Origin of the sequence: Mailhella massiliensis (assembly GCF_900155525.1) — a bacterium.
Lineage (GTDB): Bacteria > Desulfobacterota > Desulfovibrionia > Desulfovibrionales > Desulfovibrionaceae > Mailhella > Mailhella massiliensis.
This window is the reverse complement of record NZ_LT706952.1, coordinates 216,685-235,568: the sequence shown is the minus strand read 5'-3', so window position 1 is coordinate 235,568 and position 18,884 is coordinate 216,685. Positions and strand designations below refer to the sequence as shown.

Genomic DNA, 18,884 nt, shown 5'->3' with positions numbered 1-18,884 from the left:
TGAGTCCTGAGCCTAGGCATCCTCAAGCAGGGCGTTTATGCTTTCGCCGATATCGCGGCGGAGCCAGAAGGCGCGGCCGGACAACTGACCGGGGATACAGGGGGTATCGAGGTTGAGGGCGGCGTAGGTTGCGCGGGGGTTCTTTTTGGCCATTTCCCAGAAGGGATATTTGATGATGCCGGGGGTATTGTAGCCGACGCCGAGTTCGAGGAGCAGGAGGGAGCAATCCTGATGACGGCGCACGAAATCGCGGTAACGTTCGTTGGCGGCGAACCATCCCTCATCTTCCACAAAGGTATCGTCGCAGCGCAGGTTCATGGACATGGGCGCGCCGCAGCGGGGGCAGCGGGGCACGAGGTCCGAGGGGATGCGCATATTCTTCTGCGCCTTCAGCATGGCAAGGACGGCCTCCTTATTCTCATAGGTGCTTTCGTGGCAGGGCACGGAGCACTGCCAGAGGCCGTAATCGCCCTGCATGTAGAAGAGGCGCTCTTTGGCAAAGCCCGCCAGGCGGAACTGATGGTCCACATTGGAGGTGAGGACGAAGTAATTCTTGTCCTTCACCAGTTCGAGGAGCTTTGCGTAGAGCGGCAGGGAGCCGGGTTCGTAACGGTTGTGCCAGACATGGCGGCTCCACCAGGCCCAGCGTTCTTCCGGGGTGGCAAAGGGGTAGAAGCCGCCGGAATACATGTCGGTAATGCCGTAGGCCTTGATGAAGTCGGGAAAAAGGCGGCGGAAGCGCTCGCCCGAGTAGGTAAGCCCTGCGGCGGCGGAAAGGCCCGCGCCTGCGCCGACGAGCACGGCGTCCGCCTCGTTCAGGGCGCGTTTCAGGCCCGAAACATCATCCGAGCAGACGTTGATATATCGCGGCATCGCTGTCTTTGAACACATTGAAAATCACCTTTTCCATCCATGGATATCGTTCCAGTTGCTTTTCCGCCGTTGCCACGGCGATTTCCGCCGCCCGCCGAGGCGGGAAACGGAACACCCCCGTGGAAATGCAGCAGAAGGCCAGAGAACGCACACGGCGTTCGGCCGCGCGCTCAAAACAGGCAACATAGGTTGCGGCAAGAAGCCTTTCGTGTTCCGGCGCGAGGGGGCCGTGCAGCTCCGGTCCCACGGCGTGAATGACGAAATCCGCCGGCAAATTGAAGGCCGGGGTAAGTATGGCCTCGCCCGTGCGGGCATACGCCCCCTTCATGACCGAGGCGCAGGCCAGACGAAGCTGTACCCCGGCAAAGGTGTGTATCGCGTTGTCGATGCAGCCGTGATTGGGGTGAAAACAGCCCAGCATGGCCCGGTTGGCCGCATTGACCACGGCCCCGCAGGCAAGGGTGACGATATCCCCCTGCCACAGGCAGAGCCGCCCTCTCACCGGAGCGATATCGACATCGCGCGTGATGCCCCGGGAGGCTATTTCCTCCTGAAGCCAGGCATCCTGCACCTTGAGAAACTCCGGCGAGGCCGGGCGCGGCTCACGCACGTTGAACAGCGCGCGCAAAAGGCGCTTCTGCTCCTCTTCCCCTTCGGGAAGACGAAAACGCTCTCCCCGCTCCTCGAAAAGCATCCTGATGAGATACGCCCGCCGCTGCTGCTGCGTCATGCCTCATGCCTCCCGCCATGCGGCGCGTTCCCGGGCAGGCCCTTGTGACGCACGGCCCCGGCAGGACAGTGCACCCAGCAGTCGCCGCATTCGTCGCAGCGCGAACCGTCGATGACGAAGCGGTTCCCCTCGCGCCGTACGGCCTTGAAGGTGCATACCTTCATGCACCTGCCGCAGCCCGTGCAGGATTCGGTAATGACAAGCCCCGGCTCTTCCACCCGATGCCCGCCGAAGCAGAAGCGCTCCCGCTCCAGCTTGTGATCGCGCTTCTTCATGTCGAAATCGTAATCGAAAATCTCGCCCCAGGCCCGGTACAGCACAAAGGCCGTCATGGCGGGATAACGCTGCTGATCCTCGATGCAGTAGGCAAAGGCCGGGTTGTTCTTCGCCCTGATTTCCTCCATGCTCACCTCGCGCACGTCGCCGGTGACGCGGATGAAATACCCCGGTTCCATTTCCAGAAGCCCTTCTTCCGTCTGCCGTATCTCGGGCGAGGCCGACAGCGCGCATACCGACACCCTGCCCCCTTCCTTGAGCTGACGGTAAAAAGGCTTGGTGGTCATGGTCATAAAATACAGCCCCTCCTCGTCGCAGGCGAGAAAATGCGCCACGCGGGTTTCGGGCGTATCCCCGTTCACCGTGGCGAACACACAGCTGCCTACCCTGTCGAAACGACGGTAAATCTCTTCTATGGTCATAGGGCCTCCCGCATGTCATGCGTTCATTTTAGTTCGATGTCGAAATATACAATCTTCCCTGCCCTGTCAAGCCGCCGTGTTCCGCCAACGCCGCAGTCTCCGGCCCCCGCCGGAAGAGAACACGGCCGGGGCGGGCACAGGACGGGAAGCTCAGGCGGGAAAAGCCCGTGCACCGCTCCCGCAAAGCCTGCCCGCATGGAGACGCCCCCTTCCTGCGGGAGCGGCCGCACGCAAGGCAGGTTTCCCGGGACTTGTGCCGCCGCGCCCAGCAAGTCCCTCAGCTGCGCCCCGTGTCCGGCCCGTTCTGCCTGCATGAGATTCCCCGGCACGGACACGAAGGCCCGCACCCCGCCCTGCCGCGCATGGAAGGCCCGGGGCGTTTTTCCCTTTTTCAAAAGTTCTGCCCGCACAGGCCAACGCATTGTAGGTACTGAGGATTTATGTCAGGTTCAAACACGTATTCAGACCGAAAAAGAAGGGGGAGGCGCTGCATTAAATCCATGGAAGGAAAAAGCCTGTTCGGCCGCCCGCCGATTCTACAGGCAACCGGCCGGCGCGGACAAAAGAAGGCATCCGGGCACGGGGCGACAAGCAGGCACGCCATCAAGGGATGACCGGACTGAGCCGGTACGATACGGAAAATCCATCAGGCGAACGTATGACGAAGGAGAAAGGGAATGTCGACGCTCCGCATTGCGCTGGTACAAAAAAAAGCCATACCCAACAACAGAAACAGGAATGCGGAACTGGCCGTTCAGCATATACACGAAGTCTCCTGCCTAGGGGCGGATATGGTACTTTTTCCAGAAATGTGGTCGAACGGATATGCCGCGCCTTTTGAAGGTGCGTTTGAATATCCGACAAATCCTGCTTTTGAAAACGAGCGCAGCGCATGGCTGGAAGATGCCGTCACCATGGAAAGCGACTATGCAGCCGCCATAAAGAACGCTGCCGCCCAAAACAGGATTGGAGTTTGCGCCACATGGCTGTCAAAGACAGAGAACGCCTTCCAGAATACCGCCGTCGTCATTGACCGGAGCGGAAACATCCTGCTGAATTACGCAAAAGTGCATACCTGCGATTTTTCTCTGGAAGCACTGCTGCAGCACGGAGATGAGTTCAAGGTATGCGACTTTGAAGGCATTTCGCTGGGCGTCATGATCTGCTACGACCGTGAGTTCCCGGAAAGCGCCCGTGTTCTGATGCTGAAGGGAGCAGAAATCATTCTGGTTCCCAATGCCTGTGCCATGAACGCTCACAGAATCCATCAACTGAATGCCAGAGCTTTTGAAAACATGGTCGGCGTTGCCATGGCGAACTATCCCGGCAAAGGATGGGGGTGTTCCTGCGCCTTTTCCCCGGTTGTGTTTGATGAAAACGGAAACAGTCTGGACAATACGCTTGTAAAGGCCAACGACGTTCAGGAAGATATTCTGACGGCGGAGTTCGACATGGATCGCATCCGAACCTACCGGGAACTGGAAACATGGGGAAATGCGTACCGCAAACCTGCGGCTTATGCGGCCCTCGTCGATGTCGAAGTGAAAAAGCCGTTTATACGAAACCGGCAAAACGGATGAAAAAACATGGCTGCGGAGAAAGAGAAAACGGTAAAACGGAGCGTGAGGAGAGTTCGGCAAATCCGACCATGCTTCCGCTTCCCGTCGCACATACGAAGGCCCGCACCCCGCCCTGCCGCGCATGGAAGGCCCGGGGCGTTTTTCCCTTTTTCAAGCCCTTCCCGCACCGCAACACGTTTTCCCCCGCGGTCTGCAAAAGGCTCCGCGCAGGCGAACGCTCCTTCTCCCTTCCGAAAAATACGTTCCGTCCCCGAAGTTCCGCCGCGCCCCGGTCACGGCTCCCCACGGCGGCAATCCTTTCCCCGGCATAACCATCCTTTTTTCCCTTCCCCGCACTCCGCGCGGAGAAATCCCGCCGGGAAGCTCCCTGCCGCCGATGCCGGCCGCAAGAGATGCTTCCGTCCGTACCCGCCCCCTCCGCAGGGAAGCCGGCCGCCGGGTTTCCGCATGGCGGGTTTCTCCGGCACGCCTGCCGCCGCATACGAAAAAAGGCCGGAACGGCCCGGCCTTTTCCCTTCTCTGCAACGACGACGCATCAGGCGCTTTTCTGCTCCGCGCCCTTCTCCGCATCGTCATCTTCATCCTTCTTTTTCGCATCCTCTCCGGCCTCGTCCCCGTTGCCGGGTTTCGGGTCGGGCCCGGCCTTGCGGCGGCGCTTTTCCGCAGCCGCGTAGATGAGACGGAACACATATTCCTCAAGGCCGCTGCGCTCCTCCACGGGAATATCCATGACGGCGGCTTCGGCCCGGGCCATGGTCTTGTGGCCGCCGCCGCTGCCCATGCCGGAAAACACGCCGGAGGCCACCGCGCCGAGATCCATCTTGCCGTAGCCGCCCCGGAAAATCACGATGACGCGGCCCGCACACGAACCGCATACGGCCACCCAGCGCAGGCCGTGCACCTTGAGGAAGAAATCCGCCACCACCACGAGGATGTCGGAGCTTTCCACCTTGCCGAGCCACACATAGCTTCCGCGGCCGCAGGGGCGCAGGGTTTCAAAGGCGCGGGAAAAATAGGGAAGCCACTCGGGCATGTATTCGCTGCGCAGGATGCGGTTCATGATGCCCGCGTCACCGAAGCGGCTCAGGTAATGATAGGCCCGCATGTCCACTTCCATGCAGTTGCGCCCGAAGGTGCCCGTGTCCGTGCGTATGCCGTACTGCAGGGCCGTGGCCAGCAGGCGCGCCGGGCGTATGCCCGCGGAATAGAGGTATTCCGTCATGATGGTGCTCACCGAGCCGTAGCCGGGCCGTATGTCCTGAAACGGCGCGGAACAGGGTTCGGTGGGCAGGGGGTGATGATCGATGACGACGGAAAAGTCGATGCCCGCAAAGGCCGGATTGTGATGCGCCTGGGAATCCACCAGCGCAAAGCGCTGTATCTTCTTCCGCATGGAGGGCCGCCACTTCACCACGGGAATGTTGAGGTAGCGGATCATGGCCAGGTTGTCCGGCCGGCTGATCTCGTTGGTGCGGGCTATGGTCACGCTTTTCACTCTGGCGCGGATGATGCGCTGAAGCGCCATGGCGCTGGCCAGCGCGTCCGGGTCGGCGGTGATGAGTATGGCCCACGATTCTTCCTTGACGAGCAGAGACTGAAGAAGCGCAAGCTGCGCGGAAAGCACGCGAAAATAGGCCATCCTGCTTTTCTCCTGAAAAATCCCCGTAAGGACGGAACGCCCCGGACTCACGACGCGCCCGGACGCCTTCCTCATTAAATGCCGTTAGGACCTGCGGTCGCGCACAAAGTCGAGCGCCTCGCGGAAGAGCTTCTGCTCGAAGCGCTGGGGCAGGCCTTCCAGGCACTGCTGCGCCCTGTCGAGGTACTCGCGCGCCATGGACCGGGTTTCCTCATCGAAGCCGAGGCGCCGGATGTCGGAAGAAACGCGGGCGCGTTCCTCGGGCGTGAAGGAACCTTCGCGGAACTTCTCGCAGAAGGTTTCCCTGTCGCATCGGGGAAGAAATTCCAGATACTTCATGACCGGCGGGGTGAACTTGCCTTCCACAAGGTCGCCGCCCGTGGGCTTGCCCGTAACGGCCTCGTCCGCAAAATCCAGCGCGTCGTCCACCATCTGGAAGGCGATGCCCAGGTTGAGGCCGTATTCGGATATGGCCTCCACCTGCGAAGCCGTGGCCCCGGCGTAAAGCGCGCCCAGGCGGCAGGAACCCTTGATGAGCCAGCCCGTCTTGCCCGCCACGATGTCCAGGTATTCCCCCATGCTGTGGGTGAGCGAATGCTGGAGCGCGATTTCATGCGCTTCGCCGGAAGCGGTCATGAGCACCGATTCCGACACGCAGGCAAGCAGCTCCGGTATGCCGAAGGAGGCCGTCTTATGGCTTGCCGCAGCAAGCAGCGCGTCCCCGGCGAGAATGGCGCGGGGCACGTCGAAACGCACATGCGCCGCCTGCCTGCCCCGGCGCGAATCCGCGCCGTCGAGCACGTCGTCGTGCAGGAGCGTGGCCACATGGATCATTTCGGGGATGACGGCAAGCTCATAAAGCTGCGGGCCCTCCGCGCCGAACAGGCGCGCCGAGGCCAGGGTCATCAGGGGGCGCAGGCGTTTGCCGCCCGCCAGCAGGACATGAGCGGCGATATCGCGCAGGGGCGCCGGCATGGATTCCAGTTCCCTTTCCAGCGCGGCGTTCACCTTCACCTGCTCATATTTCAGCACGGACATGAATGTTATCATAACCATTAAACCTCTGCCCCGGAGGGCTTCTCGGAAACTCTCCCCTCCTTTTTGAACGCATTTTTCATTCTTCGCAAGCATTTTCGTCCTCTTCCGCAGAACATGTGCAGAGGCGCTTCCGCTCCTCGTCCTTCCCCTTGCCGGAAAGCGCGGCCCCGCGCGGCCGGAGAGCGGGGATGCTCCCCGGACGCGAGGAAAACGGGGCGCAGACGCCCGCCCGGAAGCTCGGGGAAAAAGCCCCGGCCGCCCCCGCCCTGCCGTCCGCCCTTTTTCTTATGGGGCACAGCGCTCCCCGCGATTCGGAGCGGGACAAAAATCACTTTACAAGTCGGCCGATACCTAGGATACTGCCGCGATGAATTTCAATTTTTCCCTGTTTCTCGCCGCCCTGGGCCTGGCCTGCTTTCTGGAAGCCCTGCCCTGGGTCCTCTCGCCCGCGAAAACGCGCGAGGCTCTGCGTATGCTGCTTTCCCTTTCCGACGGGCAGCTCCGCAACGGCGGTATCCTGCTCCTGGCCCTCGGCCTTCTTGTCTGCGCCGCGGGCCGCGCCCTCCGTGGAGACTGACATGATTCCTACTGACGCCCTCATCCTCGCCGCCGGCAAGGGCACGCGTATGCCCTCCCCCCGCCCGAAGGTTCTTCAGACGCTGCTCGGGGAAAGTATGCTTGCCCTGGTGACGGCCACGCTCGACAAGGTGCCCGGCATCGGGCGCATCCTCACCCTTACCGGCAACGAAGCCGCCATGGTGGAGGCGGAAGCCGCATACGCCGCGCAGCGGCTCGGCAGGCAGGAGGTGTGCATACGCCAGGAAAGGCAGCTCGGCACGGGGCACGCCCTCATGACGGCCATGCCCTCTCTGCAGGGCGACGGCTGCGTGCTCGTGGTGAACGGCGACACGCCCCTCATCACCCCGGAAGTGCTCGGCAGCTTTCTGGAAAAAGCCGCCGGCGCGGACGTGGCCTTTTTAAGCGTGGAGCTCGACGACCCCGCCTCCTACGGCCGCGTGGTACGCAAAGACGGAGCGGTACGCGCCATTGTGGAAGCGAAGGACTTCGACCCCGCCCTCTACGGCCCGAAGGAAGAGGCCCGCGAGGTGAACACCGGCATCTACCTCTTTTCCCTGCCCGCGGTGCGTACGCTGCTGCCCTCCCTTTCCTGCGAGAACGCCGGAGGGGAATATTACATCACCGACCTTGTGGCCCTGGGCCTGAACGCGGGCATGGACGTGCGCGGCATACGCGCCGAGGGCGCGGGCTGCGATGCGGCCGCCCTTCTCGGCGTGAACACCCCGGCGGAACTTGCCGTGGCGGAAGAGATTCTCACCGCAAGAAGAACCCGGGAACTGCTGACCTCGGGCGTCATCCTGCATTCTCCTGCGCTTGTGCGCGTCAGCCCCTTCAGCCGTGTGGAAAGGGGCGCGGAAATCTTCGGCCCCTGCGAAATCTACGGCGATTCGGTGATTGAAGGGGGCGCGCTCATCCGTTCCCACGGCGTGCTGCGCAACGCACGCATCGCCGGCGGCGTGGAAGTGAAGGAGTTCTGCCATATCGAAAGCGCGGAAATAAAAAGCGGCGCCATCGTCGGTCCTTGGGCGCGCCTTCGCCCGCAGACCGTGGTGGAGGAAGGCGCCCATGTGGGCAACTTCGTGGAGCTCAAGAAAACGCGCCTCGGCAAAGGCTCCAAGGCCAACCACCTCACCTATCTCGGCGATGCCGAAGTGGGGCCGGGCGTCAACTTCGGCGCGGGAACCATCACCTGCAATTACGACGGGAAAAACAAGTTCCGCACCGTGGTGGGCGAAGGCTGCTTCATCGGCAGCAACACCTCGCTGGTGGCCCCGGTGAGCATAGGCGACGGCGCGCTTGTGGGCGCAGGCTCCGTCATCGTGGAAGACGTGCCCGCCGGAAAACTGGCCCTGGGCCGGGGCCGGCAGGTGATCAGGGAACGGAAAAAGTAGCTTCCCGCCCCGCAACTTGACTATTTTTCCCGGAATATCCATTCTGTGCTGCGCGACAGAGCCACGGCCTGCCGAATGCCGCCAACTCCAAGGAGAAACACCATGTCTTGTCGCATACTGAACATCAAATCCACCGCCGACGCGGAAGCGACGGCCTTCTTCCGGCATCTTGCCGAACGCGGCAACCCCGCCGACGGTTCCGGGCAGGACGTGGAAAACCAGGTGCGCGCCATTCTTGCCGACGTCATCGCACGCGGCGACGAGGCGCTGCTGGAACGCACCCGCGCCTTCGACGCGCCGGAAATGACCATGCCCTTCGCCGTGCCTCAGGACGAACTGGCCCGCGCCGCGGCCTCCATTTCCGGCGAGGAACGCAGCGTCATCGTGGAGGCGGCCTCGCACATCCGCGCCTTCCATGAGGCGCAGAAGGACAAATCGTGGTTCATCACCCGTGAAGACGGCTCCATTCTCGGCCAGAAGGTGGACGCCGTGGACCGCGCGGGCCTCTATGTGCCCGGCGGCAAGGGCGGCGACACGCCGCTCATCTCCTCCATGCTCATGGGCGCCATTCCCGCGCAGGTGGCCGGAGTGAAGGAAATCGCCGTGGTCACGCCTCCGCGCGCCGACGGCACGCTGAACCCCTACATGCTGGCCGCCGCCTACCTGCTGGACATCAACGAAGTGTACCGCGTGGGCGGCCCCTGGTCCATCGCGGCGCTCGCCTACGGCACGCAGGAAATCCGCCCCGTGGACGTCATCGCCGGGCCGGGCAACATCTTCGTCACCACGGCCAAGAAGCTGGTGCAGGGCAAGGTGGGCATAGACATGATCGCCGGGCCGAGCGAAATTCTGGTGTTGGCCGATGAAAGCGCCAACGCCGAATGGGTGGCTGCGGACATGCTCTCCCAGGCGGAACACGACAGGCTGGCCTCGGCCGTGCTCGTCACCACGAGCGGCCTTCTGGCCGACAGGGTGGCCGCCCGACAGGGTGGCCGCCGCGCTGGACCGCCGCGTGGCGGAACTGCCCCGCGCCGACATCGCCCGCGCCTCGCTGGAGAACTGGAGCGCCATCATCCAGGTGTCCAGCCTTTCCGTGGGCGTGGACATGGCCAACCTCATCGCGCCCGAGCACATGGAAGTGTGCACCGCCTCCCCGTGGGAGGTGCTGCCCGCCATCCGTCACGCCGGGGCCGTGTTCCTGGGCCAGTACTCCCCGGAACCCGTGGGCGACTACTACGCCGGGCCGAACCACGTTCTGCCCACCCTGGGCACGGCGCGCCACTCCTCCGCGCTCAGCGTGCAGACCTTCTGCAAGAGGACCAGCGTCATCGCCGCCTCGCGCGAATTTACCGGCAGTCACGCTTCTTCCATTGCGCTGCTTGCCCGGCTGGAAGGCCTCGAAGCCCACGCCCGTTCCGTGGAGCTTCGCGGCTAGGACGGCGTTTTCGCACAACCTGCGCGGCGCTTCCCTGCGCCGCAAAAAAACGCCGCTTGCACCGGCAACGTGAAATGCCTGCGACGCATCCCGTTCCGCACCGGGGGGCCGGAACACGGGAAGCGCCGCGTATGCGCGCCGCATTGCCGCAACCCTTATCCCGCTTTACGTTGAGGAATCACTCCATGCAATCTCTGCCCTACCCCGTCGTTACCTCCACCAGCCTGCCCGGATTCCACATGTGCGGCCGCGGCAAGGTACGCGATATCTACGACATTGATGAAAAGACTCTGCTCATCGTCACCACCGACCGCATGTCCGCCTTCGATGTCATCCTCGGAGACCCCATACCGTGGAAGGGCGTCATCCTGAACCAGCTCACCCTGTTCTGGATGAAAAAATTCTCCCACCTCATCCCCAACCACATCATCGAATCGGATGTGGACAAATACCCCGCCGCACTACGCCCCTTCCGCGATCAGCTCGCCGGGCGTTCCGTGCTGGCCAAAAAGGCCGAACCCATCAAGGCCGAATGCATCGTGCGCGGCTATCTTGCCGGTTCCGGCTGGAAGTCCTATAAGAACGATGGTACGCTCTGCAACGTGAAGCTCCCCGAAGGGCTGCTGGAGGACTCGAAGCTCCCCTCCGTCATGTTCACCCCCTCCACCAAGGGCGAAGCGGGCACGCATGACGAAAACATCAGCCTGGAGAAGATGCGCGAAATCGTGGGCAGAGAACATGCCGACAAGGCGGCCGAAACCGCCCTCGCCATCTACCGCGAAGCTTCCGAATACGCGGCCGGGCGCGGCATCATCATTGCGGACACCAAGTTCGAGTTCGGCATCGCCGACGGCGAGCTCATCCTCATCGACGAGGTGCTCACCCCCGATTCCTCCCGCTTCTGGCCCGCGGCGGGCTACGACCCCGGCCACAGCCAGCCGAGCTTCGACAAGCAGTACCTGCGCGACTGGCTGGAAACGCAGGACTGGGACAAGACAGCCCCCGCGCCCGCGCTGCCCGACAACGTGCGCGACACCACCGCTGCAAAATATCAGGAGGCGTACCGCCTGCTTACGGGCAGCCCCCTGTAACCTCCCCCCTCATATAAACATTCATCAAAGGAGAGGAATATGCTTCTTGAAGGAAAAAAAGCCGTCATCTTCGGCGTGGCCAACAAGCACAGCATCGCCTACGGCATCTCTTCCGCCTTCCGTCGCGAAGGCGCCCAGCTTTCGTTCAGCTACCTTAACGACGCCCTGAAAAAGCGCGTCGACCCCATCTGCGCCGAACTTTCCGGCGACTTCACCTTCCCCTGCGACGTGGCGAGCGACGAAGACATCGCCCGTTCCGCGGAACTCGTGAAGGAAAAGTGGGGCAAGGTGGACGTGCTCGTCCACTCCGTGGCCTTCGCCTCCAAGGACGACCTGAAGGGCCGCTACCTCGACACCTCCCGCGAAGGCTTCAAGCTTGCGCTGGATATTTCCGCCTACTCCCTGGTGGCCCTGTGCAAGGCCTTTGAACCGCTGCTCAACCCCGGCGCGTCCGTGCTCTGCATGACCTACTACGGTTCGGAAAAGATGATTCCCAACTACAACGTCATGGGCGTGGCCAAGGCCGCTCTTGAAGCTTCCGTGCGCTACCTCGCCACGGACTTCGGCCCGGCGAACATCCGCGTCAACGCCATCAGCGCCGGCCCCATCCGCACCCTGGCCTCCTCCGGCATTTCCGATTTCCACCAGATCGGCGCCATGTTCGAGCAGCGCGCTCCCCTGCACCGCCTCGTCACCATCGACGAAGTGGGCAACGCCGCGGCCTTCCTGGCTTCCGACCTCGCCTCCGGCGTGACCGGCGAAATCCTTTACGTGGACAACGGCTTCCAGAGCACCGCTCTGTAGGCGCCGCGCCCTTTCCGGCCCGGAATCCGGGCCGGAAGAAACGAAGCGTTGAGGCCGAAACGGAAAAACGCGGGCTTCCCGCAAACGGCGCGCGGTGATTTCCGCACGCATTCCTGCCGGAAAAGGAGCGCCCATGGACGCCGTGGACGGCATCATCACCCTGCTTCTGCTTGCGGCCGCCCTGGCGGCGGGCACGGGTCTGTACAAGGGAACCACGCCCTCGTGCTGATTCCGGGCGGACCCCTTGCCGTCGCGTGACGACGGCGCAGGAGAAAAGAAAAAACGCGGAGACATTCCCGGGGATGCCCCGGACTCCCGCGAGGGGAAGCGCTGATTGCGTCTTGCCCTCCCTTGCAAGCTGGCTTATGATGAAGGCTCCGGGCGTTTTCGCGCCCGGGGCCTCTTTTTCGAAACGGCGGCGCAGCCCGCAAGCTGCGCCCGCTTCGACGCGCCGTTTCCGCAAGGCCGCTTCCCGCCCAGATGAAAAGGACAAAAACCATGATTCCCCGCTTCCGTCTCGCACTTCTTCTGGCCCTGTGCTTCGCCCTTCTTTCCTCAGGCTGCGCCCTGCTTGAAAAGCAGCGTCTGCCCTTCCAGGCACAGGATGAGGCCACGGTCTGGGTCAACAGCATCGCCGGTCTGAGCGGCATGGAGCAGGGGCTCCGCGCCGAAGCGGTGCTGAAGAACCCCGCCTCCTCCCCCGCGCTCAAAAGCCGCGCCCTTTCCATAGCCGCCAGCCGCCCCGGCAGGCAGGGCTTCTCCGCCCGCAAGGAACTCGCCTCCCTGTACGCCGCCGCTTCCCCAGAGCAGCGCGCCACCTGGGAAACCCTGTACTGGACGGACCTCGACGGCATGGACGGCGATTCTCTGAAAAAGCTCGCCTCCCAGGTTTCCTCCGAACAGGAAGCGCGCTTCCCCTGGAACCTCGTCATGCTCAAGGCCGCGCGCCGCAACCTGCTCCCCGAAAGCGCGGCCGTCATCGCCCGCCTGTCGAACCCCATGATGTACGCCGCCCCCTCCATGCTGGGCATCGCCCCCCTGCCCCCCGGGCAGAAGACGGTTTCCGTGGCGCTCGTCATTCCGCAGACGGGTTCCGCCTCGGCCCTCGGCAAGCAGGTGGCCGAAGGCGCCCTCGCCGCCGCCGATTCCCTGCGCTTCGCCGGCAAGACGGTGGATCTGCGTATCATCGACTCCGGCAAAACGGGCTGGCAGCAGGCCGTGCAGGCTCTGCCCCCGCAGTTCACCGTGGTGGGCGGCCCGCTTCTGCCCGGCCGCTACAACGCCCTGAAGGCCGCCGCCGCAGGACGCGCCGTATTCTCCTTTACCGCCTCTCTTCCCGCAGGCGAGGAAGGCGTGCATGCCTGGCGCTTCTTCGCCAGCCAGGAAGACCAGATCGACGCCCTGCTCGACGCCGCCGAAAAGCTCGGCATCTCCTCCTTCGGCATTTTCAGCCCCGGCGATTCCTATTCCAGGCGCATGAGCGGCCTGTTCATGCAGAAGGCCACATCCCGCGGCCTTGCCGTCACGAGCGGCAGCTACACCGCCGGCAAGATGAGCGCATGGACCAAGGAAGCCGGAACCTTCGTGAAAACGCAGGTGGGCGCGCAGCGCGGCAGCATTCCCGTGGCCACGGCCGATTTCCGCGCCATCTTCCTGCCCGACAGCTGGAAGAACATGGACATGCTCGTTTCCAGCCTGCATTACAACGGCGCGCAGGACAGGCTCATGATGGGAACCTCCCTGTGGGAACAGAGCCTCGGCCAGACCAGCCACAGCAACGCCGCAACCTTCGCCCTCACCATTTTCCCGGGCGTGTGGGACTACCGTTCCGCCACTCCCGGAGCGACGGCCTTCAAGAACGCCATGGCCGCCAGAGACGCCCGTGCCGACGACTGGTCCGCCCTGGGCTTCGACTTCGTGTCCATGGCCGCCGACCTGAACCTTCAGCCCGGCTGGTCGGCGCAGAGCGTGAACCGCGCCCTGGCCTCAAAGCCGGATATGGACTGGGCGGGAGCGCCCATCTTCTGGGACGGTTCCGGCAAGGCCTCCCGCAGGCTCTTCCTCTTCCAGCCCGCCGCCACGGGGCATGTCCCGGCCGACCTTCAGGCGCTGAAGGAAAGGCTGGAATCCGGCGACCTGTCCGCCCCCGCCCACGAAACGCCCGCCGCTCCCCAGCGGCCCGTGAGCTTCGACCAGCTCGTCAATTCCCTCAGCAAGGATTAATCACCCCATGTCACTCGACAAAAACGACTTTCTGCATCTGTGCCGCCTTTCCCGGCTGGCCCCGGACCCTGCCGTTCAGGAAGAAATGGCGGCCCAGTGTTCCCGCATTCTCGCCTACATGGACAAGCTCGCCGAGGTGGACACCACCGGCGTGGAACCGCTCTATTCCCCGGTGATCCACGAAAGCGCCTTCCGTGAGGATATTGCCGTGCGCCGCGCCGACCGGGCCGACATTCTGGCCGGAGCCCCCGCCACCGACGGGGCCTTCTTCATTGTTCCCCGTATTGTGGAGGGAAAGTAAATGCCCGAACTTTTTGAACTCTCCCTCCTTGAGGCGCAACAGCTCATAAAAAAGGGCGACGTAAGCGCCGAAAGCCTCGTTTCCTCGTGCCTTGACCGCATCAACGCCACGGAACCCGCCGTGGGCGCGCTGCTCGCCCGCCGCGACGAAGAGGCTCTGGAACAGGCCCGCGCCATGGACAGGAACCGCCCGGCCGACCTTTCCGACAAGCCCCTCTGGGGCATCCCCGTCACGGTGAAGGACGCCCTTACCCTGAAGGGTATGCCCACCACCGCCGCCTCGAAGATTCTCGAAGGCTTCATGCCCCCCTACGACGCCATGGTGGTGCAGAAGCTGAAGGACGCGGGCGCCGTCATCCTTGCCAAGAACAACATGGACGAGTTCGCCATGGGGTCCACCACGGAACATTCCGCCTGGAAGAAAACCGCCAACCCGTGGGATGTCACCCGCGTGCCCGGCGGCTCCAGCGGCGGTTCCGCCGCCAGCGTGGCCGCCTGCCAGTGCTTCGCCTCCCTGGGCTCCGATACCGGCGGCTCCATCCGTCAGCCCGCCTCCCTGTGCGGCTGCGTGGGCATCAAGCCCACCTACGGGCGCGTGTCGCGCTACGGGCTTCTCGCCTACGCCTCCTCCTTCGATCAGGTGGGCCCGCTCGCCCGCACCGTGGAAGATACCGCCCTCGTGCTTCAGGTCATTGCCGGGCACGATGAACGCGACAGCACAAGTTCCCCCGTGCCCGTGCCCGACTACGCCGCGTCCATGAACGCGCAGCAGGATCTTTCCGGCATCACCGTCGGCCTGCCCCGCGAATTCTTCGGGCACGACGGTCTGGACAGGGGCGTGGCCGAAGCCTGCGAAAAGGCCGTGGAAGCCGCCCGTTCCCTCGGCGCGAAGGTGGTGGAAGTTTCCCTGCCCCATACCGAATACTCCATTGCCAGCTACTACATTCTCGCCGCTGCGGAAGCGAGCTCCAACCTCGCCCGCTACGACGGCGTGCGCTACGGCCACCGCACCGCCGCGCCCAAAAACCTTGAGGACATGTACACCAGCTCCCGTACCGAAGGCTTCGGGCCGGAAGTACAGCGCCGCATCCTGCTCGGTTCCTATGTGCTCTCCGCAGGCTATTACGACGCCTACTACCGCAAGGCCGCCCAGGTGCGCCGCCTCATCCGGCAGGACTACCTGAACGCGCTGGAAAGCTGCGACATGCTCCTCGCCCCCGTCTCCCCCGTGCCCGCGTGGCAGATGGGACACATGTCCGAAGATCCGCTCCAGATGTATTTCATGGATATCTTCACCCTTTCCCTCAACCTTGCGGGCCTGCCGGGCCTTTCCATCCCCGTGGGCATGAGCGGAGGCCTCCCCGTGGGCGTGCAGCTCATGGGCCGCGCCTTCGACGAAGGCCGCCTCTTCCTCGCGGGCGACAAACTCACCCGCGCCCTCGGCACCCACAACCTCCGCGCCCCGCTGTAAAGACAGAAAAGGCTCCGGGGGGAATGATTCCCCGATGAATCGGGACAAGCCCCCCGCGCCCCCTCGTTTCCGCCCCCCGGCTCCGCCGCAGGGCGGCGCGACGACGCAGATACCGGCCCCGCTTCATGCGGGGCTTTTCACCTCCTCCGCCGGAAAGCTGCCCCCCGATGCGCCTGTTCTCTGTGCGCCCGGACCGGGCATTACGCAAGGAAATGCACGGAATTTCCGGCTTCTGCGGCAGCGGGGGAAGTCCGTCCCCTCTCCGCCTTCGCGGGACAGGCAGGCTGCAATACCTCTTGACAGTACCGGGCCATTTTGACGAAAACCCTTCTTGTGTTTTATCGGCGGAAAAATTCCGCCCTTCTCCCGGCAGGGAGACGGCGGGGAAGGCAGCCACGCGCGGAAAAGCGACTTCCCCTGCCGCAACCACGCTTCCCGCGCCATGCCATGAACAGCTTCAAGCCCTATGCGGCCATGCCCTTCTATCCCGGCCCCGTTTCCATCCATCCCCGTGTCGCCCAGGCTCTTTCCCGCGATTATGCTCCCCCGCGCATGGGCACGGAATATCTCGAACTCTACAAGTCGGTACGTACCCGCCTGCAGGCCGTGCTCGGCACGAAGGAAGACGTGCTCATGGGCACGGGTGAAGGTATGCTCGTGCTCTGGGGAGCGCTGAAGAGTCTGCTCAGGGAAGGCGACACCGTGCTTTCCGTGGGTACGGGCGTTTTCGGTGACGGCTTTGCCGACATGGCCAAGGCCCTGGGCTGCAAGGCTGTGCTTGTTTCGGAACCGTACGATTGCACCATCGGCGCTTCCACGCTGGAAAGAGTGAAGGACGCCATACGCGAACATCACCCCGTGCTCATGACGGCGGTGCACTGCGAAACGCCTTCCGGCACGCTGAACCCGCTGGAGGAACTCGGCGCGCTGAAAAAGGACATGGGGGTTCCCTTCCTTGTGGTGGATGCCGTGGCCAGCGCCGGCGGCGCGCCCGTACATGCCGACGCCTGGAATGCCGACTGCGTGCTCGGCGGTTCGCAGAAATGCCTCTCCTGCCCGCCGGACATGAGCTTCATGAGCGTGAGCGCCGCCGCCTGGGAACGTGTGCGCGAGGTGAACTACACCGGTTACGATGCCGTGAAGCCCTTCGACAACGCCATTGAAGACGCCATGCGCTTCCCCTACACGCCCAACTGGTGGGGCATTGCCGCGCTGGACGCCTCTCTCTCCGCTCTGGAGGAAGAAGGGCTGGAAAACGTGTTCGCCCGCCACGAAGCCGTGGCCCGCGCCTGCCGCGAAGGCGTGCAGCAGCTCGGCCTGAAGCTGTGGCCTGCCGAGGGAGCGGTTTCCTCCCCCACGGTGACGGCCGTCCGCATGCCCGAAGGGTACGCATGGACGGCGTGGCGCGCCGCCCTTGCCGAACGCGGCCTCCATGTGGGCGGCAGCCTCGGCCCTCTGGCGGGCAAGGTGTTCCGCATGGGGCACATGGGCACGCAGGCGGACATGGAAGCCATGCAGAACGCCCTTGCCGTGATGAAGGACGTGCTCTCCCGCTAGACTCTTCCGCAACTTTCAAAAAAATAACGCAACTTTCCCGCATATGCGGGGCAACATATAAGGATATGCCATGAGCTACACCAAGGAAGACGTTCGGCGCTATCACAGCCTGCCGCGCCCCGGCAAAATAGAAGTCATGACCAGCAAGAAGGCCGTTTCGCAGGACGACCTCACCCTCGCCTACAGCCCCGGCGTGGCCGACGCCTGCCGCGACATCGTGGCCGATCCCTCCATGGCCGAAAAGCTCACCGGCCGCGGCAACCTCGTGGCCGTGGTGACCAACGGCACGGCCGTGCTCGGCCTCGGCAACATCGGCCCCCTGGCGGGCAAGCCCGTCATGGAAGGCAAGAGCATGCTCTTCAAGCTCTTTGCCGACGTGGACGCCTTCGACATCGAACTCGACTGCTCCGACCCGGAACGCCTCATCGACATCGTAAAGGCGCTGGAACCCACCTTCGGCGGCATCAACCTTGAGGACATCCGCGGCCCGGAATGCTTCCATATCGAGGAAGAACTGAAGAAGGCCATGAACATCCCCGTGTTCCACGACGATCAGCACGGTACCGCCGTCATTACCGGCGCGGCGCTCATGAACGCCTCGCGCATCACCGGCCGCGCCATTGCCGACATGAAGGTGGTGGTCATGGGCGCGGGCGCCGCAGGCATGGCCTGCGCCCGCTTCTACGCCTCCATGGGCGTGAAGCCGGAAAACATCTCCATGTTCGATATCCGCGGCCTCATCCACAAGGGCCGTACCGACCTTTCCGACGTGCAGATGACCTTTGCCCAGGAAGAACCCGCGCCCGGCTCCTCCATCGACGATACGCTCTACGCCGCCATGAAGGGCGCAAACCTCTTCCTCGGCCTTTCCGGCCCCGGCACCCTCAAGCCCGACATGCTCAAGGGCATGGCCGAAAGCCCCGTCATCTTCGCCTGCGCCAACCCCGTGCCGGAAATCGGCTACGAAGAGGCCAAGGCCGTGCGCCCCGACGCCATCATGGGTACGGGCCGTTCCGACTACCCCAACCAGGTCAACAACGTCTCCGGCTTCCCCTTCATCTTCCGCGGCGCGCTGGACGTGCGCGCCAGCAAGATCAACGAGGAAATGAAAATAGCCGCCGCCCGCGCCCTGGCCGAGCTCGCCCTCGAACCCGTGCCCGAAGAGGTGCGCGCCGCCTACCACGGCCGCAATTTCTCCTTCGGCCCGGAATACATCATTCCCATGCCCCTCGATCCGCGCATCATTGAATGGGTCGCACCCGCCGTGGCCATGTCCGCGCTGGAAAGCGGCGTCGCCCGCGGCACCATCGACGATATCGGCGGCAGCGTGGAGGCCTACCGCGCCATGCTCATCGACATGAACGGCCAGGAAATCAAGCTCTGGAAGGGCGTTCACGGCTTCCCGAACAAGATCTTCCCCGGCGGTTATCTGCTCGGCAGCCGCGGCATCCGCAACCCCAAGTACGGCCTTCAGG

Annotated in this window: 15 protein-coding genes and 1 pseudogene; 11 read left to right on the top strand and 5 right to left on the bottom strand. The window is 63.7% G+C overall.

The window, feature by feature from the left end:
- Positions 1-12: 12 nt before the first annotated feature.
- The 3 genes from CZ345_RS11170 to CZ345_RS11160 are packed head-to-tail and all read right to left on the bottom strand — an operon-like array spanning position 13 to position 2,301.
- The gene (locus CZ345_RS11170; RefSeq protein ID WP_144277337.1) at positions 13-873 is read right to left on the bottom strand and encodes an SIR2 family NAD-dependent protein deacylase; all 861 of its coding nucleotides are present in this window, start codon (positions 871-873) and stop codon (positions 13-15) included.
- On the bottom strand, positions 842-1,603 hold the full coding sequence (locus tag CZ345_RS11165; protein WP_077073223.1) for a protein-ADP-ribose hydrolase: 762 nt from the start codon (positions 1,601-1,603) through the stop codon (positions 842-844). The genes CZ345_RS11170 and CZ345_RS11165 overlap by 32 nt, the downstream gene beginning before the upstream one ends.
- On the bottom strand, positions 1,600-2,301 hold the full coding sequence (locus CZ345_RS11160) for a 4Fe-4S binding protein (RefSeq protein ID WP_077073222.1): 702 nt from the start codon (positions 2,299-2,301) through the stop codon (positions 1,600-1,602). The genes CZ345_RS11165 and CZ345_RS11160 overlap by 4 nt, the downstream gene beginning before the upstream one ends.
- A gap of 677 nt (positions 2,302-2,978) precedes the next feature.
- Between CZ345_RS11160 and CZ345_RS11150 the strand changes: the two genes are divergently transcribed.
- Entirely contained in the window at positions 2,979-3,881 is a 903-nt protein-coding gene (locus CZ345_RS11150) for a carbon-nitrogen hydrolase family protein (protein ID WP_077073220.1), read from the top strand.
- Between the two features lie 535 nt (positions 3,882-4,416).
- On the opposite strand, the gene CZ345_RS11140 is transcribed toward CZ345_RS11150, so the two are convergent.
- Together CZ345_RS11140 and CZ345_RS11135 are read right to left on the bottom strand one after the other, a co-directional pair.
- Complete coding sequence (locus CZ345_RS11140; RefSeq protein WP_077073218.1) at positions 4,417-5,520, bottom strand: DHH family phosphoesterase; 1,104 nt, start codon at positions 5,518-5,520, stop codon at positions 4,417-4,419.
- Between the two features lie 84 nt (positions 5,521-5,604).
- Positions 5,605-6,570, bottom strand: coding sequence for a polyprenyl synthetase family protein (locus CZ345_RS11135; RefSeq protein ID WP_077073217.1), 966 nt, complete (start codon positions 6,568-6,570; stop codon positions 5,605-5,607).
- Between the two features lie 355 nt (positions 6,571-6,925).
- On the opposite strand from CZ345_RS11135, the gene CZ345_RS11125 reads away from it, so the two are divergent.
- From CZ345_RS11125 to CZ345_RS11080, 10 genes and pseudogenes are all read left to right on the top strand, one after another.
- Positions 6,926-7,135, top strand: a complete 210-nt coding sequence (locus tag CZ345_RS11125) for a DUF2065 family protein (protein ID WP_077073215.1) — start codon at positions 6,926-6,928, stop codon at positions 7,133-7,135.
- Position 7,136: 1 nt separating this feature from the next.
- Positions 7,137-8,528, top strand: coding sequence for a bifunctional UDP-N-acetylglucosamine diphosphorylase/glucosamine-1-phosphate N-acetyltransferase GlmU (glmU, locus tag CZ345_RS11120; RefSeq protein ID WP_077073214.1), 1,392 nt, complete (start codon positions 7,137-7,139; stop codon positions 8,526-8,528).
- 102 nt (positions 8,529-8,630) lie between these two features.
- A pseudogene (gene hisD, locus CZ345_RS11115) lies at positions 8,631-9,963 on the top strand (histidinol dehydrogenase).
- A gap of 185 nt (positions 9,964-10,148) precedes the next feature.
- A complete protein-coding gene (locus CZ345_RS11110) occupies positions 10,149-11,054 on the top strand; it encodes a phosphoribosylaminoimidazolesuccinocarboxamide synthase (protein WP_077073213.1) in 906 nt (301 codons plus the stop codon).
- A 39-nt stretch (positions 11,055-11,093) separates the two neighbouring features.
- Positions 11,094-11,858, top strand: a complete 765-nt coding sequence (locus tag CZ345_RS11105) for an enoyl-ACP reductase FabI (protein WP_077073212.1) — start codon at positions 11,094-11,096, stop codon at positions 11,856-11,858.
- Positions 11,859-12,356: 498 nt separating this feature from the next.
- Positions 12,357-14,081, top strand: coding sequence for an ABC transporter substrate-binding protein (locus tag CZ345_RS11100; RefSeq protein WP_077073211.1), 1,725 nt, complete (start codon positions 12,357-12,359; stop codon positions 14,079-14,081).
- Positions 14,082-14,088: 7 nt separating this feature from the next.
- Positions 14,089-14,382, top strand: a complete 294-nt coding sequence (gene gatC, locus CZ345_RS11095; protein WP_077073210.1) for an Asp-tRNA(Asn)/Glu-tRNA(Gln) amidotransferase subunit GatC — start codon at positions 14,089-14,091, stop codon at positions 14,380-14,382.
- Positions 14,383-15,852: an Asp-tRNA(Asn)/Glu-tRNA(Gln) amidotransferase subunit GatA gene (gene gatA / locus CZ345_RS11090; protein ID WP_077073209.1), complete on the top strand. Its 1,470-nt coding sequence runs from the start codon at positions 14,383-14,385 to the stop codon at positions 15,850-15,852.
- 447 nt (positions 15,853-16,299) lie between these two features.
- Entirely contained in the window at positions 16,300-17,409 is a 1,110-nt protein-coding gene (locus CZ345_RS11085) for a pyridoxal-phosphate-dependent aminotransferase family protein (RefSeq protein WP_077073208.1), read from the top strand.
- A gap of 70 nt (positions 17,410-17,479) precedes the next feature.
- On the top strand, positions 17,480-18,884 hold a 1,405-nt coding region (locus CZ345_RS11080; protein ID WP_083717388.1), incomplete at its 3' end, for a malic enzyme-like NAD(P)-binding protein.

Coding starts and splice junctions, on each gene's coding strand:
- CZ345_RS11170 (WP_144277337.1), bottom strand. CDS start 873: ATGCCGCGATATATCAACGTCTGCTCGGATGATGTTTCGGGCCTGAAA.
- CZ345_RS11165 (WP_077073223.1), bottom strand. CDS start 1,603: ATGACGCAGCAGCAGCGGCGGGCGTATCTCATCAGGATGCTTTTCGAG.
- CZ345_RS11160 (WP_077073222.1), bottom strand. CDS start 2,301: ATGACCATAGAAGAGATTTACCGTCGTTTCGACAGGGTAGGCAGCTGT.
- CZ345_RS11150 (WP_077073220.1), top strand. CDS start 2,979: ATGTCGACGCTCCGCATTGCGCTGGTACAAAAAAAAGCCATACCCAAC.
- CZ345_RS11140 (WP_077073218.1), bottom strand. CDS start 5,520: ATGGCCTATTTTCGCGTGCTTTCCGCGCAGCTTGCGCTTCTTCAGTCT.
- CZ345_RS11135 (WP_077073217.1), bottom strand. CDS start 6,570: ATGATAACATTCATGTCCGTGCTGAAATATGAGCAGGTGAAGGTGAAC.
- CZ345_RS11125 (WP_077073215.1), top strand. CDS start 6,926: ATGAATTTCAATTTTTCCCTGTTTCTCGCCGCCCTGGGCCTGGCCTGC.
- glmU (WP_077073214.1), top strand. CDS start 7,137: ATGATTCCTACTGACGCCCTCATCCTCGCCGCCGGCAAGGGCACGCGT.
- CZ345_RS11110 (WP_077073213.1), top strand. CDS start 10,149: ATGCAATCTCTGCCCTACCCCGTCGTTACCTCCACCAGCCTGCCCGGA.
- CZ345_RS11105 (WP_077073212.1), top strand. CDS start 11,094: ATGCTTCTTGAAGGAAAAAAAGCCGTCATCTTCGGCGTGGCCAACAAG.
- CZ345_RS11100 (WP_077073211.1), top strand. CDS start 12,357: ATGATTCCCCGCTTCCGTCTCGCACTTCTTCTGGCCCTGTGCTTCGCC.
- gatC (WP_077073210.1), top strand. CDS start 14,089: ATGTCACTCGACAAAAACGACTTTCTGCATCTGTGCCGCCTTTCCCGG.
- gatA (WP_077073209.1), top strand. CDS start 14,383: ATGCCCGAACTTTTTGAACTCTCCCTCCTTGAGGCGCAACAGCTCATA.
- CZ345_RS11085 (WP_077073208.1), top strand. CDS start 16,300: ATGAACAGCTTCAAGCCCTATGCGGCCATGCCCTTCTATCCCGGCCCC.